The 17469-nt window shown below is 39.1% G+C and carries 8 protein-coding genes; 2 read left to right on the top strand and 6 right to left on the bottom strand.

The features are described 5' to 3' along the window. The first annotated feature begins 52 nt into the window (after positions 1 to 52). Positions 53 to 3274 (top strand): VPS10 domain-containing protein, encoded by a 3222-nt coding sequence (locus tag ACSHZO_RS13115; protein WP_298247717.1) that lies wholly within the window; start codon positions 53 to 55, stop codon positions 3272 to 3274. A gap of 47 nt (positions 3275 to 3321) precedes the next feature. On the opposite strand, the gene ACSHZO_RS13120 is transcribed toward ACSHZO_RS13115, so the two are convergent. Beyond that, positions 3322 to 4287, bottom strand: coding sequence for an App1 family protein (locus ACSHZO_RS13120; protein WP_298247716.1), 966 nt, complete (start codon positions 4285 to 4287; stop codon positions 3322 to 3324). Positions 4288 to 4357: 70 nt separating this feature from the next. On the opposite strand from ACSHZO_RS13120, the gene ACSHZO_RS13125 reads away from it, so the two are divergent. Further along, positions 4358 to 5260 (top strand): diacylglycerol/lipid kinase family protein, encoded by a 903-nt coding sequence (locus ACSHZO_RS13125; protein WP_298247715.1) that lies wholly within the window; start codon positions 4358 to 4360, stop codon positions 5258 to 5260. Here the strand turns inward: ACSHZO_RS13125 and ACSHZO_RS13130 are convergent. The 5 genes from ACSHZO_RS13130 to ACSHZO_RS13150 are packed head-to-tail and all read right to left on the bottom strand — an operon-like array spanning position 5235 to position 17418. Continuing rightward, positions 5235 to 6158, bottom strand: coding sequence for a GyrI-like domain-containing protein (locus ACSHZO_RS13130; protein ID WP_298247714.1), 924 nt, complete (start codon positions 6156 to 6158; stop codon positions 5235 to 5237). The genes ACSHZO_RS13125 and ACSHZO_RS13130 overlap by 26 nt on opposite strands. Position 6159: 1 nt before the next feature. After that, a complete protein-coding gene (locus ACSHZO_RS13135) occupies positions 6160 to 7524 on the bottom strand; it encodes a vanadium-dependent haloperoxidase (RefSeq protein WP_298247713.1) in 1365 nt (454 codons plus the stop codon). Next, positions 7508 to 10789, bottom strand: a complete 3282-nt coding sequence (locus ACSHZO_RS13140; protein ID WP_298247712.1) for a VCBS repeat-containing protein — start codon at positions 10787 to 10789, stop codon at positions 7508 to 7510. The genes ACSHZO_RS13135 and ACSHZO_RS13140 overlap by 17 nt, the downstream gene beginning before the upstream one ends. After that, positions 10773 to 14141 carry a VCBS repeat-containing protein gene (locus ACSHZO_RS13145; protein ID WP_298247711.1) on the bottom strand — a complete coding sequence of 1123 codons (3369 nt, stop codon included), beginning with the start codon at positions 14139 to 14141 and terminating at the stop codon, positions 10773 to 10775. Before ACSHZO_RS13145 ends, ACSHZO_RS13140 begins: the two co-directional genes overlap by 17 nt. Position 14142: 1 nt before the next feature. Beyond that, positions 14143 to 17418, bottom strand: a complete 3276-nt coding sequence (locus ACSHZO_RS13150) for a VCBS repeat-containing protein (RefSeq protein WP_298247710.1) — start codon at positions 17416 to 17418, stop codon at positions 14143 to 14145. Between the last annotated feature and the right edge of the window lie 51 nt (positions 17419 to 17469).

A 17469-nucleotide genomic window follows, 5' to 3' on the forward strand; every position in this document is an offset into this window, starting at 1 on the left:
ATTGAGAGAAAATTGCTAACTTGAGATCATATTTAAAAATTTGAATAATTTCATGAGATATTCCCACCTGTTGAGGCTTTTTGCTTTAATAATTACCACCAATCTTACAGCACAGAACTTCGATCTTGAACTTTTTAAAAACAAAACTCCCCGAAATATTGGTCCTGCTGGAATGAGTGGACGTGTTACTTCCATAGATGTGGTTACTAGTGATCCTAATATCATGTACGCCGGGACAGCATCTGGCGGATTATGGAAATCTACCAGTGCAGGTATTAAATGGGAACCTATATTTGACAATGAAGTTACTGCTTCTATAGGCGCTGTTGCGGTGCAACAATCAAATCCTTCGGTTATCTGGGTTGGAACCGGTGAAGGTAATCCCCGAAATAGTCTGAATGGTGGTTACGGAATTTATAAAAGTCTGGATGGCGGAAGAACCTGGACTAGTATGGGCCTGGAAAAGACCCGTCATATTCACCGCGTTATTATACATCCCTATAATCCCGATATAATTTATGCCGCGGCAATAGGTTCACCCTGGGGTGCGCACGAAGAAAGAGGAGTTTACAAAACTACTGATGGTGGAGAATCCTGGAACAAAATTCTGTTTACCAATAACCTATCAGGTGCTGCAGACCTGGTGATGGATCCAAATAACCCCAATAAACTGGTCGCGGCCATGTGGGAACATAAAAGAGATCCCTGGTTTTTTAAATCGGGTGGTGAAGGTTCCGGACTTTATATAACCTTTGATGGTGGGAAGACCTGGAAGAAGAAAACAGAAAAAGACGGACTTCCCAAGGGAGATCTGGGAAGAATCGGACTTGTAATTGCAGCTTCAGATTCTAATATTATGTATGCCCTGGTTGAATCGAAAAAGAATGCTCTTTACAAATCTGAAGATGGTGGGTTTAGCTGGGAAATGATCAACGATAAGGAAGAAATTGGTAACCGACCATTCTATTATTCAGATCTGTTTGTAGATCCTCAGAATGAGAATCGCTTGTATTCCGTTTTTACCTATATCAATGTTTCTGAAGATGGAGGAAACAGTTTTAAGGAATTGATGCCGGCCTATGGTGTAGACAATGGTATACATCCAGATCATCACGCCTTCTGGATTCATCCGGAAGATGGAAGTTTCTTGATGGACGGGAATGATGGCGGACTCAATATTTCTAAAGATCGAGGCAAAAGCTGGAGATTCGTAGCCAATCTTCCTGTGGCTCAATTCTATCATATTGCTGTGGATGATGAATTTCCTTACAACGTTTATGGTGGAATGCAGGACAATGGAAGCTGGAGAGGTCCTGCTTATGTGTGGAAAGCGCAGGGAATCCGAAATTCTTACTGGCAGGAAATTAGCTTTGGGGATGGTTTTGATGTCGTTCCAGATCCATACGACAGTAGATATGGCTGGAGTATGAGTCAGCAGGGATATGTTAGCAGATACGATCATGAAACCGGAAATAACTATTCGGTTAGACCTACGCATCCAGATCCTGATGTGGAACTTCGATTTAACTGGAATTCTGCTATTAATATTGATCCGTTCGATAGCAATACTATTTACTTCGGAAGTCAATTTGTTCACAAAAGCACGGATAAAGGTTTAACCTGGGAAATCATTTCACCAGACCTAACTACTAATGACCCTGAAAAGCAGAAACAAACTGAAAGTGGCGGACTCACCATGGACGCTACCGGAGCTGAAAACTTTACCACCATACTGGTTATTGAGCCTTCTCCCCTAGAAGAAGATATGTTATGGGTTGGAACAGATGACGGGAAAGTTCAATATACCCGCGATGGAGGCGCGAGCTGGACAGATGTATCCACTAACTTACCAAAACTACCGGAAGGAAGCTGGATCGTACAGATAAAGGCCAGTAATAAGCGAAAAGGCGAGGCATTGCTAGTCGCAAATGATTATCGAAGGTTCAATTATGAGCCTTATGCCTATAGAACCAGAAATTATGGGAAAAGCTGGGAGCGAATTGTTGATAACGATGATACCGAAAGCTATGCTTTAAGCATTGTAGAAGACCCGAAAGAGGAAAATTTATTATTCCTGGGAACAGATGATGGCCTGTATATTTCACTTGATGCCGGTAAAAACTGGGAGAAATACACCCATGGTTTTCCTACAGTATCAGTAAAGGATTTGGTGATACATCCACGTGAGCATGATCTGGTAATTGGCACCTTTGGCCGTGCAGCATGGGTCCTTGACGATATTAGACCTTTTAGAAAACTTGCAGGAGCAAATACGATTATAGAGAATAAACTAAGATTGTTTGCACCACCTGTTGCCTATCACAATGCTACACAGCAACCAACTGGGAGCAGATTTGGTGGGGACGCGGTCTATCAGGGCGAAAATCGTGAACAGGGAGCACCAATCTCTTACTTTATTAGAATCGATTCTTCGGAAGAGGAAAATAAAATTGACAAAGCGAATGTTTCAGAAGATAAATCTGAAGATGAGGAGCAAGATAAAAAAGCCAATGCCGATAGTATAAATCTGAAAATCTACGATGCAGACCGTTTAATAAGAACTTTGAAGCAAAAGGCGCCTGATAGCACTGGTATTTACACCATGAGATGGTATCTTGACGAAAAGGGAGCAGACAGACCTTCAAGATCTATCAGAGAATCGAAACGAGAACCAGGCGGTGTTGCTGTAAAACCGGGGAATTATCGCCTCGTAATGAGTTTTAACGGAGAAACTTCTGAAGAAATGATAGAGGTAAAAACAGATCCTCGTCTGGAAGTTTCAGAAAAGAGTATTTCAGAAGTATATGAAGCTGGCCAGAAGATCGAGAAATGGCAACAAACCGCTGCAGATGCGGTAGAGCAATTAGTGCAGAGTAAGAACACCGCAGAAAATTTCGCTGAAGATCTTAAAGATAACCTGGAAGATACTGCAGAAAGGAAGATGGCATTGAAGAGTGTAGATTCCATTACCACACGACTTGAGGAACACATAGCGCTGTTTCTAGGGAAAGTTGATGACCGGCAGGGAATCACACGAAACAGAGAGAATACAGTGATGACCAGGCTTGGTACAGCATCCAGTTATGTAAGATCCAGGCAGAATGGTATCACAAAAACTGAGGAGATTCTTATGAACCAGGCGCGGGAAGAACTTCAAGCGGCTTTAAATAAAACAAATAAATTCTATCAGGAAGAATGGCCAGATTTTAAAGCAGAAATAAAACAAATAGAAATGTCGGCTTTTAAAGAAACCGAAATATTTGAAATAGAATAAATAGATTAAAAGCTCTTCTCCGGAAGGGCTTTTTTTATTAATGCATTCTAAATGATTCCGATTTTATCAGAATGATCAATCGCCGTTTTACTATCCTGGAAATAACAGGTACTTACATCCATACTTTCAATATTGGCTAACACTTTTTGAACCGCTTTTTTTGATGATTTGGAAGTCTGCCGAATGTAGATCGCTCTAATATTCTTTGGAAATGTTTTACAGATTCGTTCGTACAAATAAGGATCATGCTGAGAGTCATCACCTAAAAGAACATATTCCAGATGTGGATAAAAGGATATAATATCTTTGATCTTCACGAACTTATGATCGTGATCTCCCCTACCCGTTTTAATAAAGTCCATCAACCCGGTCTTGATCTGCTTTAATTTGATCACAGCTTTGGGAAGATCGTGCAGCCGTGCGAATTCGTCAATAAAATCGTACAGATTCCATTCGCTGGATGACACATAGAAAAATGAATTAAAAGAATTATCTTCTTCTCTACCAGCCCTGCTCAGCTTATGATAATGATCCTTTACCTCTTCAAATATCTTACGATTGTTGATATTCTTAGATAGCATTACGTAGATCTTTTTAAAGAACTTACTGCTGTGGGAAACAAGGAAAGTATCATCAATATCTGAAATGATGGCAAGCTTGCCCGGATGTGGTTTTAAAAGCTCACCTTTTTCTATCATTCCAATCTCACCTGTATTGCAAATAACCTCATACTCGTGCCATCCTGGCTCTATCTTAGAGTGATAGGGTACGGTAAATCTAAAATATCCGTCTTCCTGAGTTTTAGTTTTAACCTCAAGATCCTGGAATTTTAAATGAACTTCATAATTAGGGAGCGGTTCAATGCGGAATTTGTGAAGTAAAGCATAAGCGTGCTTAATTCCCTTTCTGTCAACACTATACTTATCTGGAGCCCAGGACTGGAACAGATGTCCAAAAACGACTAGTTCTTCTTCATTTACGTAACCCCGATAAAGTTTAAGATCAAGCTTCAAAATTTGGCCTTTTTTAAAATCACTTCCGTTCCAAAATACTTAATTTTAGGTGTATTTCAACCAATAACACATGAATTTTAACCAAGTTTTATTGATAGTGAACCCTATTTCTGGTGATCTGGATAAAAAGCAGATTATCCTGAAGGCACGTGATTTTGCGAAAACCAATCAAATAACTATACATCTTTTCGCTACTACTGGTGTGGAGGATGTTAAGAAGATTCAGGATCGTTTGGATTCGCTCAAGATTGAAAGAATCATTGCAATTGGTGGGGATGGGACCATTAATCTGGTAGCCAAAACGATCAAAAGCTATGGCATTCCCCTGGGAATTATTCCTGCGGGATCTGCAAATGGATTAGCTACAAATTTCGGGATCCCCGAATCTCTTGAAGAACAGGTGAAAATAGCCTATGGTGACACTATTTTTGAAATGGATTTGCTAAACATTAACGATGATATCTGTCTTCATCTCAGTGATCTTGGCATCAATGCTGAACTTATTCAGAATTATGAAGAATCCCGATTTCGAGGGAAATTCGGGTATTTATTGCAATCACTTCCAACATTGCTAAAGAGTGAATATCCTTTTGAGTTTGAAGTAGAAACCAATTTTAAAAAACATCAAACCAGCGGTGCGCTTCTCGCTATTGCGAATGCAAACAAATATGGTACCGGGGCCAATATCAATCCCAATGGGAAGATGAACGACGGTAAGTTTGAGATCATTATTTACAGAAAACTAGACCTTGCAGAGATTATTAAGACCATACGCAATGAAACCGATGTTAATTCAGATGTTGTTGAAACCTTTCAGGCTAAAAAAGCAAAAATCACCTGCAAAACGCCCGTAGCCTTTCAGATTGACGGGGAGTTTAAAGGAGAAAGTTCCGAAGTAATCATAAGTATTATGAATGAAAAACTAAAGGTTGTGGTGCCGGCAGAATTTAACTCTCAGGCTCTACAGGCATAAAGATCTCGGCTTTCCAGCTTAATGCTTCTCCACCAGTTTTAGGATTGTTCCAGAAGATCTCCAAGGGTAAGTTACTTGTTTTAAGATCCCTCTTTTTAGCTTCAGAAAGCAATTGGTGCCAGGCCAGATCTGAACTTCTGTAATTACCATTATAGATCGCTTTCAAAGATGTAGTAGCTGGAAATTGCTGAAATTCTATAAATGTGTTGGGCCTTATATCCTGGGCAAGATTCACCGGGAAACAAAAATCATAATCTATAGTACCGGCCTCCTGATCCCAGTCCTGGATCTTTACAAATGGATATCCGGTAAGTTTTAATTTATGGGAAATCTGAAAATCTTCGAGATAGCCAATATCCCTGACCATTTGCATTGCCTTGTTCTCAACCTTTATATCTGCAGCAGGTTTGCAAATACAATCCAATGCCGGGGAGTAAACAATACTGTCTACTACCTGCACTTTATAAGCCGCCTGTTTCTTTAGTAGCTCCTTACCAAATTGGAGAAAAGAATTTTCAAGACTATCAATATACCCGCTTTCAGCAAATGGATTTAAAATAGCGAGTCTGTTCTGTATTTTCTCATTAGATGTTACATTAACAGATATACTGGTAACTGTATCAGCCTGATTTTCCAATTCCCAAAGAAGCTCGAGTTCCTGATCACCAAATTGCAAGGTCTGTTTTAGTGCCTCATACCCTTCAGTTTGCTGATTCGAGACTATAGGTTCACCGTCAAAAATGCTATAACTTTCTATTTTTTTAAGTTCTTGCTGAACCATTGCAGGCGAATGATTGGCCTGAAATCTAAACTGGTAATCGTATTCTTTTATAAATAAAAACCACGCCAAACTAAGGAGTAAAACACCCAGGAGGATAGTAAAATACTTCTTGATCATACTATTTGGAAGCTAATTCAGAGTTTTCAGTAGATTTTGTCATTTGAAGATTTTCGATGACATATTTTCCCAGATCCTGTCCCTGAGTCATCCCAACTTCAATGGCAGCCCGGTAATGAATTCCTCCATACAATCTACTGTTCGCTGCCTCTTCTGAAGCTTTATTAAATGATTCAAAGCTTCTAACCGGTAGTCCATAATCTACTTCAGTATCATCATCAAAAGCGAAGTTATCACCAAAAATATCTGTCAAAGCCGTGGCAGCAGCCGCAGAAATTACAGAATGTCCACTTGTATACTCCGGAAATGGCGGAGTTTGAAGTACAGATGTCCAGTTCTCATCTATATATTTATTGATAACAGTTTCAGGTCTCACAAGGTTGCTCCGGTACTTCTCATCCCAGCAGCTAATGAAACCATCTGCGATGGCTATGGCAGTCTTAGAATACGCATAAACAGATTTACTGAAGTCGGCTTCATCCTTCTCGCAGGCAATTTTTACAATTCCCATCCAGTGACCTCCTGGAGTGATCTTTTTAGTAGCGAACATTAAATGCCCTCGTAATATCGAAACGTAGGGATTACAGTCCCAGAACTTGGCGATAGCCATTTCTTCGCTGTTCTCCTCATCTTTTGCGATTTTCTCTCTAATATTATAAACCTCCATGAGTTCTGTATGAAATCTTGAACCTTCTTCCATAGAAAATTCTGGTGGTGGCGCTGGTCTAAACTGGTCCGCGTCCTCTATCACAAAGGGTCTTATTTTCATCCAATGCGGTTCGATCCCATCCATGTAAGAAGGTGGCGTTGGCTGCCATCTGCTATCATCATCTGTAAGAATAGAAAATTTAGGCATGGTTCGGGTTTCAGAATAGTTATCCTGTTTCAACCAATCTTTTATATGAGCGGCCACCCTTTTCCCGTATGCTTCAGAAACCTTAAAGGATCTCTCATTCGTATTTTTCCACTTCGTGAAGAGACTATCACTTTTAACCCTCACTTTATCTTCTGAAAATACCAGGCTGGTTGCGATGTCGTAAAATGCCACAATTGCGGCCACTTCCGGGTTTGTAAGATCAGATTCTGGAGCTGGAACTTCCTCGAGATTGGTTAACTGGCCTGAAAGACTCTGGTAATTCTCATCAAATTGAGCCATGACTTCATAAGCAGCAATATTGGAATAAGCATATACTCTACTTGCCACCGGTGGGGAAAAAATATCGTGCACCATCGTTTTACTGATGTGCTCATTAGCAGCATGAAAATCATCTGCTGTCACGACAATCTCTTTCTCTTCCTGTGCACAGGAAATCAAAAGAAGCAGACAACATGATATGCTGGCAATTATTTTAAAAACTGAATTCATAGATTTCAATTTCTGAATTATTTATGGTCACTATAAGATAGGACTTGTTAGAAATTTCAATAATCGAAAAATCTTTAACAGATTTTTGTGATAAATTTAAACCAATTTCATAAGAATCAAGAATTTTATCCTGATTTAACATCAGCATTCCACCCATCGCATCAAATCTACCATGATAAGGTGTTATCCCGAAATAATTACCACCTACCAGTACTTCAGTTCTGCCATCTTTATTAAAATCATAACTAAGCATCGCACGTATGGGAGCTATTTGTAGTTCATCTTTAAAAGCCCGAAAACTGAATTTCCCGTTATTATTCTCCAGGTAGCCGGAAGATAATGTATGTACTTCCAGCAGTCTTGCAGAGTTCAGTTCATCTTTAGAAAAGATTTCGTCAATACTTTTACCAGCATAGTCTTTATATTGAGTGAACTTCTTGCGCATCTGGTTCAACTGTGCGCTCAATTCGTCAAGACCATACGGCATATAATACTTCCCATCTTTTTCCATTGCCAGGATGGTTTCAGTGAGGCCATTCTGATCAAAATCTTTGTAATATAATTTCAAAGGATGTTCTGCAGAAGCTTTTAATTTGGTATTAAGACCCCAATTTCCCAAAAGGTAATCCATATCACCATCGTGATCAATATCTGATGCTATCAAGGTTTGCCATAATCCATTTAACGGCATATTTTCCAGTGCAGCCGATTTCATAAATGTTCCATTATTATTTTCCAGGATTTGCGGAGACATCCACTCGCCTACCATCATCATATCCAGATCATTGTCACCATCAATATCTGTCCAGGTCATATCGTTCACCATACCAATGTTCTCAAAGATCTCTGACTGCACTTCAGTGAATTTACTGTTATCATTTCGCAATAGCACCGACTTTGGGATCGCTCCATACTGGTAATTTTGTGCATTACTGCCAATGAAAATATCCAGATCACCGTCATTATCATAGTCGGCAGTTTTAATCACAGAAGAATTAAGGAATAGTTCAGGAAACAACTCTGACTCCTGGAAATCTCCTTCTTTAGAATTATAATAGATTCTGTCCTGCAACCACTTATTCTTTCCAACAGACTCTCCTCCACCAGAGGCTATCAGGATATCCTGGAGTCCGTCACTATTCAGATCGGCAATAGTAATCGATGCGTCTTCAGCCAATGAATCACTGGTTAATGCTTTAAAATTCTTTTTTCTGAAATTACCTTTTTCCTGATAGTAGACAACTGAAGGCTGAAACCTGGAAGCACCAAAAATGATGTCATCTTTCCCGTCATTATTTAGATCTGCTACCTTAACAGCAGGTCCAAGATCTGAAGTTTGATGTGGTATTAACTTTTGCACATCAAAATCATTATAAGTATTCTCCTTATGCTCATAATCGATCCCAAAGTTTTCACTTCTTTGGAATTGAAATCTGCTTCGGGTTTTAAATATTTCAGCAGTATTGGTGCTATCATTCGCATTGGAAAACTTTAGCGAAAGAGTAGAATTCAGAGCTGGTGAAATAATGAGTTGAGAAAGATTTCCAGGCCAGATAATCCTTAAACTATCCACAGTATCCCCTTGTTTTAAACCGAAATGCATCAAAGGTTCTGATGAAGACTGAAAAGCTTTAGTGGTATATAACTGTCGAACTTGAGCAGCTTCAGAAGTATAAATAATCGCTTTTGCACCTATTCCGAAGGAATTCAAATCTGATCCCTGAAGTTTCAGTTTTAAATAATTTCCTTCAGCAAAATCATTAATATAGACACTGGCAGGTGCATTAATGTTATTGGTCACAATATCGATATCACCATCATTATCCAGATCGCCATAAGCCACTCCGGTTGAAATAATGGAATCATTTGCAATCCATTTATTGGTTACATTTTCGAACTGTCCTTTCCTGGAACCCTTAAATATATAATTTGTCACGGCTCCGGAAGGCATTTTGTCGAGCACTTCGTTATCCACGATCGTGGTTTTATCCAGTTTCTTCTGAATTTGCTCGTTAGAAGTATACTTCACGTAATCCAGATCGTTAGGACGTCTGGGAATCCCGTTGCTTATAAAAAGGTCCTGAGATCCATCCTGATCGAAATCTGCAAACAGAGGTCCCCAACTCCAATCGGTAGCCGCTACTCCGCTCATTAAGGCTGTTTCTGCAAAGAACTCACCGCCTTTATTGACCTGTAGCATATTGCGGGTGTACTGCGGGTGATAACCCAGTTTCTCTATGCGAAAGCGGTCAAGGTTTACATTATCATCTCCTGCTGAAGATTTTAGAACGGTCTCTTCTTCTGGTAGCATGTCCAGCGTGATCAAGTCTACGAATCCATCATTATTAATATCTGCTGCGTCATTTCCCATCGAAAACCTGGATGTATGACCAAACCTCGTTTTCAATTCCTCGCTGAAGGTACCGTCCCCGTTGTTGATGTAGTAGTAATCATCTTCATGAAAATCATTTCCTATATAAACATCTGTAAAACCATCATTATTGAAATCCGCAGTAGTGATTCCAAGTCCGTAAGAGTTTGCTCCACCATAGATTCCAGCCTGTACACTAATGTCCCGAAATTTACCATTCTCGTTCAGCATCAATTTATCACCGCTTTCGTAAACACGGTTGTTGCGAATATTTGCCGGCCCAAATGATTCATTCGTATGCACGGCATGATTCAGAATAAATACATCAAGATCACCATCCATTTCAAGATCGAAAAATGCAGCCTGGGAACTGTAAGTGTCCAGGTCGAGACCATATTCAGCAGCACTTTCGGTAAAAGTAAGATCACCGTTATTGATGAATAATTCGTTGTGGCCGCGAAACCCATTAACGCCGACGACTGCAGAAACATAGATATCTAATAATCCGTCGCCGTTCACATCGGCCATAGTAGTACCTGTATTCCAGGTACTTTGACCACCAACTCCAGCCGTTGCAGTAATGTCATCAAATTTTAAGGATCCTTTGTTGAGATACAACCGATTTTGAACCTGATTTCCAGTAAAATAAATATCCGGAAGTCCGTCGTTATTAATGTCGCCAATACTTACTCCACCTCCATTGTAGAAATAGAGATAATCCAGAATGTTCTGGTCCCGGGTTTCTGTAAGCTCATTGACAAAATCGATCCCAGTTACCTTGGCTTCAGGATTACTAAAAAACAGTGATTCCTGCTCCTTTTCTTTGTCCTTACTACAGGAGAAAACAAAAATAAGCAGGGAATAAAGAAAGAATCTACTAATTGCTGATTTCAAAAATTCGAGGTTTTTGGTCGTTAATAGCAGCGATTATAAAAGTCTTACCATTCTTATCACGAATACGTTTCAGGTACTTGACTTCGTCCCGAATATGGAAACCACTTTCTTTAAAATCTTTCCATTCAAAATTCATTTCACCATCGCCAAGCAATACGCTTCCATAGCCAGCATCAAGTCGGCTAAATTGTGGTTTAAATTCAAAATCATTACCGGCCATCACCAAGTCAAGATTTCCGTCATTGTTCACATCTACGCAGGAAATCCCGCAAACGCATGAAAACTGAACTCTTCCTGGAAGTTTCTGAATTTTAAACTGACCTGTCCCATCATTAATAGCAATAATAGTTTCTGAAATATTTGCCTGCTTCACGATGGAATTCTGAATCTTTTGATCGGGAATTAATTCCTGCACGGTTTTCTTAGCGTATTCTGAAGCTTTTAAATTTTCCTTTTTTAGAAAAACCAGCTGAGAGATCATCTCTTTTTTCATATGCAATGGATAATCTTTTCCATCTTTATCCAAAGTTACGATCTGCTCGATAGTTCCGTTATCATCGTAATCGTTGACCCATAACTTCATTGGGTTTTCAAAACTTGTCTCATAGGCAAGATTGGCTCCATTATTCCCCAGAACCAGGTCCATATCGCCGTCATTATCCAGATCTGCAGCTTCCACCGTATTCCACCATCCAGTATACTTTTCCAGGTCATTCTTAAGCAAGCTTAATCTTTTTCCAGAATTTATATACACATGAGGGGCACCCCAATCTGAAACTGTGACCAAATCTTTTTTACCGTCGCCATCTATATCTTCCCAGGTTGCATCGGTAATCATCCCTGCATATTTCACATCATAAGCGACCCTTTCTGTAGCGTTAACAAATTCGCCATTCCCTTGATTTTCGAGAAATAAATGCTGTGGATCAATTCCATAATTTACCGCAACACTTCTGGATCCTATAAAGAGATCCACATCGCCATCGTTGTCGAAATCAAGGGGAGCAATCGTCGCCACATTTTGTTCTACAGAAGGGATCTTCGCCTGCGTTGGTTTAAAATTCCCTCGACCATCGTTCAGGTAAAGTCTAGGACGGTAATTCGTCGATTCGCCAATCTCATTACCTCCAGAGCCAATCATTAGATCAATATAACCGTCGCCATTAGCATCAAAAAATGCAGCTGCAGTATCTTCGAACATCGCATCGGCCGTTAAAGCGGGTTGATGCATCTTCTGCAGATTTCCATTTCCACGATTCAGATAAATAGTTCCAGCTTGTTTTTTAGCACCTCCAATAAATACATCCTCATTTCCATCATTATTGATATCACCAACTGCCATCGCCGGACCTTCCTGACTCAATTTTTTATAGATCATTCCTTCAAAGTCAAAATCGGTATATTGATTTTCTGAATGACTTTCCAGTTGATCGTTGGAAACTTCGGTAAGCAGGGTTTTTGAATTTGTTTGTTTCCTGATCTTAAATTGATCCTTAGCTTCGGAATGATCCAGAACCAAAGTTTGATTGGTTTTCACATTTTCAAGCAGTTGAGTCGCGTTGTCTGGCCAGATCACTCTCAAGGAGTCTAGATTTTGTTTCTTACCCAGGCCAATATTCATCACATAATCCATGGAGGACTGAAAGCCGCGAGATGGATTTTGATCCTGCAAAATGATCTCATCACCTGCATATATTTTGACAACAGCTCCAATCGCAAACCTATTCTTATCACCTCCTTCCAGCTTAATTCTAAGGTAATTGTGATCTGCGATTTTTTCAGAATTGTTTCTGTAAATAAAGGAATTCATATTTACGTTATTTACGACCAGATCAAGATCTCCATCATTATCAAGATCTCCATAGGCGCTACCGTTACTAAGACTTGGCAAACCTAATCCCCATTCTTCAGCTTTATTCCTAAATTTCAGATTACCCTGATTTTGAAAAGCATAATTAGGCAGTTTGGTTACCGGCATCTTATTGATAATAGAGTCGATTGCTTCCTTTTTACCAGTTAATGCCATTTTCTGAATGATTTCATTGGCAAAGAATTCAACAAAATCGAGATCGGTTAGATCATGATTAATTCCGTTGGTGACATATATATCACGGTTTCCATCATTATCCATATCAAAGATAAGTCCTGCCCAACTCCAGTCTGTACTTTCAACACCGCTAAAATGAGCGATCTCTGCAAATGACTCATTCCCATTATTTAATTGCAGGGTATTATGAATGTATTGCTGGAAAAAATCCTTGCTTTGCTTCAGTTTAAAGACGTTATACCCTTCAAATTCCATTACAGATTTTACTCTTTCTTCAGAATCGGGAAGCATGTCGGTGATAAAAATATCCGCAAAACCATCATTATTGATATCTGCCATATCCACTCCCATCGCAGAAAGAGATAAATGCTGAGTCCAGTTTTCAATCTCTTCAGTAAAAGTACCATCCTGATTATTGATATATAAATAATCACGCTCGTAGAAATCATTGGATACATAAATATCTGGATACAGGTCGTTGTTAAAGTCACTAACCATCACTCCAAGACCAAAACCTATCAAACTTCCGAAGATACCAGCGTCCTCACTCACATCGGTAAATACGCCATCATCATTTCTTAGCAGCATATCTCCTACTCCTCTAAAAATTTTAGGCACTCCTTCCCAATCCTGTGCTCGAATATTTCTTTGCTCGGCAAAGCCAAGAGTACTCACTGGTATGTTGGAATTATTCAAAATATAGGCATCCAGATCACCATCCTTGTCATAATCAAAAAAGGATGCATGAGTGCTAAATCCGGTTTCTGCGAGGTTAAATTCCTTAGCTTTTTGAGTAAAAGTTAGATCTCCATTATTTATATACAAATCGTTATCATGATTGTCGCCTTCCATATTTCCGGCATTACTCACGTAGATATCGAGGAGTCCGTCATTATTGATATCAACCATATTGACTCCGGTCGACCATGGCTTGTTACCTTCCACGCCCGCAGATTCACTAATATCTTCAAACTCAAAATTACCCTTGTTGAGATACAATTTATTCGGTTTCATATTAGCGGTTAGGTAAATGTCTGGGAGTCCATCATTATTGATATCTCCAATGGCAACACCACCACCATTATAAAAGTTCCGGTATTTAAAAATATTGAAGTCTGGCTGATTCTTAACTTCGTTTGTAAAATCAATTCCTGTTTCTTCTGGAAGCATTTCAGTAAATAGAGTATTCTGAGAGCGAATATTTTCTACGGAATCATCCTCCTCTTTTTTTGTATCTGAATCGCAAGAGACTAGAAATATTGAAAAGCAAATTGCTAAAACCTGAAAGTACCTGGTTCTATTCATTTTAATTCGTTGATTTTAAAATTACAGTGGAATCATTATTCCTGGTGATGATCACATATTCCTGATTTCCCACACATATTTTCTCAATGTCACGTGCCGCCCCGGAGATCGCTGGCAATTCTTTCGAAACTGTGAAATTTGCGCTGCCATCATTTAATAGTAAAACACCGTGTGAAGCATCTAATCTACCTAATTGAGTGCTTATTTCATAGTTATTTCCTGCCAAAAGAATGTCCTGGAAACCATCAGCATTGTAATCTGAAACTTCTATAGACATCATTGGTGAAACCTGAGCTTCAAAAGGTAATTCAAGTTTTTTGAAAGTTCCATTTCCAAGATTTTCAAAATAGCAGGAGGCTAATTCTGTGACGTTTTTCACCTGTGCTTCTTCTAATTTTTCCTTCGGAAATATTTCCGAAAGCTTTGCGTTTGCAAACTGTTCATAGGTATTAAATCTTTTCTTCAAATATGGGAGTTGTTGATCCAGTTCATCTTTTGAAGCAAATACGGTTTCTTCACCTTTATAAAAATATGTTAGAATAGGATCTGAAGTAGCATTCCCATCAAAGTCGTTCAGGTATAGATTTACTGGCTCTTCCCATGTTGCCGTAAGCCTGGAATTAAGACCCCAATTTCCAACTACAAGATCAAGGTCACCGTCATTATCAAAGTCGGCAAGCTCAAGATCATTCCACCACCCTTTAAAATCTGATAAATTGCTTTCCATTTTCGAAAAGGACTTCCCGCTATTATTGAGAAAGATCTCCGGCCCGTTCCAATGCCCTGCCAGTATTAGGTCCAAATACCCATCTCTGTTAAAATCAACCCATTTCGAAGTTTGAACGCTCCCGGGAAGTTCTTTGAAATATTCCCTGGTGGCATCTCTAAATTGCCCATTATTGTTAATCCAAAGAAATTGCTTTGAGCTGGAACCAAATTCATGCGGTTTGAGGTTGGATGAAATAAATACATCCTGAAATCCGTCATTATTGACGTCTGCCACACTAACTCCTGAAGCATTTAAGGAAAGTCCTTCAAAATTAATACTGTCTTTTCTGAACTGTCCATTTTCATTCATATATAGTTTTGGCTGAATTGCTTCGCCAGACCTAAATTCATTTCCGCCACTTACCACCAGTATGTCCAGATCGCCGTCATTATCATGATCCAGTAAAGCAATGCCGGTGTTTTCTGAAATAGCATCTGTCTCAAAAGCTGAAGTCTCTATTTTTTGGAAAGTTTCATCTTTCTGGAAAAAGACCTGTAGCGCCTGTGACTTGCCACCTCCCAGAACCAAATCTATATTTCCGTCTCCATTTAAATCCCCAGTCGCCAAGGTTGGTCCTGGGTTTGAATACGCAAACAAGCCTAACGGTTGTTTATTAAAGTCAAGACTTGCCTGTTCAATATGCTTGTAATTTAAAATAGAATCAGAATCAATTATATATCGTGGAAACTCTAACCCTTGCTTTGTATTCTTTTCTGAAGCGGAGTACTTTACAACTATTTTTTGATTTGATTTCACCGTTTTTAATACCGTTTTGCTGCCATCATACCATTTAGCAGTAACAGAATCCACTACTGTATTCGATCCTAAACCAAAGTGCAAACCTGGAGCGATTGAAGACAGATAACCTCTGCTCAGGTAATGTTCTTTCATCTGCCTTACTTCCTTTGTATGAACAGTGACCTTTGCTCCAATCCCAAATCTATTCTTTTCAGGACCCTGCAGATCGATCTTCAAAAAGTTGCTTTTTGTTGTAGTATTCTCATAAATAAAGGCGGCATCGTTAGTATTATTGGTAACCAGATCGAGATCGCCATCATCATCCAGATCTACATAAACACTGCCATGACTAAAGCTTTCCTGAACAGGTAACCACTCTTCAGAAACATTTGTGAACTTCTGTTCACCGTTATTCTTGAAAATATAATTAGCAACCTTTTTTTCGGGAAGTCGCATAGTAAGGTTTTCAAGATCTATTTTTTCACCAGTACTAATTTGTTGCTGAATTTCTTCCGTAGAAATGAATTTTATATAATCCATATTATTGGTGGCACCTTTAATGCCATTAGTGATGAATAGATCCTGATGCGAATCGTTATCAAAATCGGCAAACAAAGCACTCCAGGACCACTCGGTCGCAGCAACACCACTCAGGTAAGCTACTTCAGAAAACTTCAGATCACCGCGATTGATATGCAGCGTATTTTGCATGTACTGAGGACCAAATCCATTTCTTAGGTAATTGGAATACGTCTGAAAAGGAAATTCCAATCCGGAAGTCTTGTAGGTATGCAGATCTTCAGGAAGCATATCAAGTGATACAATATCTGCCAGGCCGTCGTTATTCATGTCGGCAATATCATTTCCCATGGAATAATGCGATGTATGACCTAGACTCTCTGGGCTGCTGGTTATTAAATCCTGAAAAGTACCGTCCTGTAGATTGACATACACATAATCGTTCTCGAAGAAATCATTTCCAACGTAGATATCTGGATAATTGTCATTATTTAGATCACCAACCGCGACACCCAAACCATAGCCCGTAGGACCCTGAAATATTCCTGTTTCTGCGGAAACGTCTACAAATTTTGTCCCTTCATTTCTAAAGATTCGATCTCCTGCACGGGCATCGAATGAATTCCGTTTACTACCGCGACCATAATTTCTATTGGGATGAATGGAATGATTGAGTAAGAACAGATCCAGATCACCATCCAGATCATAATCCAGGAAAACTGATTGAGTGGAAAAGCCACTAAAATCCAGACCGTATTCCTTTGAGCTTTCTTTAAATTTTAAATTTCCTTCGGAATCAACTCCTTCATTTACGTATAATAAGTTATGACCTTCCAGTCCTTCGATTCCTGCGACTTTAGAAATATAAAGATCCATAAGCCCATCATTATTAATATCGATGTTGGAAACGCCAGTGGTCCATCCTTCAGAATTATCAATATTACTTTGAGCTGTTATATCCTGAAATTTGAAATTTCCAAGATTGAGATAGAGTTTATCTACTGCTTCATTGGAGGTGAAATATAGATCGGGACGTCCATCCTTATTATAATCTGCAGTAGCGACTCCAGCGCCATTATAGTAATATAAATAATTAAGGATGTTCAAATCAGAGTCCGGATTAAGCTCATTGCTAAAATGAATTCCGGTAAATTGACTGCTTTTTTTTATTAAAAGAGTTTTCTTTTTCTCACAGGCTGAGAACAGGATAAAGATAAAAATGAAATATGTAAGCCGAATGGCTTTTTCCATAACAAATCGCGTTGAGGAGCAGGTTGAAAGGTAAATAATTTTAACAAATGT

This window comes from Christiangramia sp. 3-2217-3z, from assembly GCF_051195275.1.
Taxonomy (GTDB): domain Bacteria; phylum Bacteroidota; class Bacteroidia; order Flavobacteriales; family Flavobacteriaceae; genus Christiangramia; species Christiangramia marina.

Coding starts and splice junctions, on each gene's coding strand:
- ACSHZO_RS13130 (WP_298247714.1), bottom strand. CDS start 6,158: ATGATCAAGAAGTATTTTACTATCCTCCTGGGTGTTTTACTCCTTAGT.
- ACSHZO_RS13135 (WP_298247713.1), bottom strand. CDS start 7,524: ATGAATTCAGTTTTTAAAATAATTGCCAGCATATCATGTTGTCTGCTT.
- ACSHZO_RS13125 (WP_298247715.1), top strand. CDS start 4,358: ATGAATTTTAACCAAGTTTTATTGATAGTGAACCCTATTTCTGGTGAT.
- ACSHZO_RS13145 (WP_298247711.1), bottom strand. CDS start 14,141: ATGAATAGAACCAGGTACTTTCAGGTTTTAGCAATTTGCTTTTCAATA.
- ACSHZO_RS13115 (WP_298247717.1), top strand. CDS start 53: ATGAGATATTCCCACCTGTTGAGGCTTTTTGCTTTAATAATTACCACC.
- ACSHZO_RS13150 (WP_298247710.1), bottom strand. CDS start 17,418: ATGGAAAAAGCCATTCGGCTTACATATTTCATTTTTATCTTTATCCTG.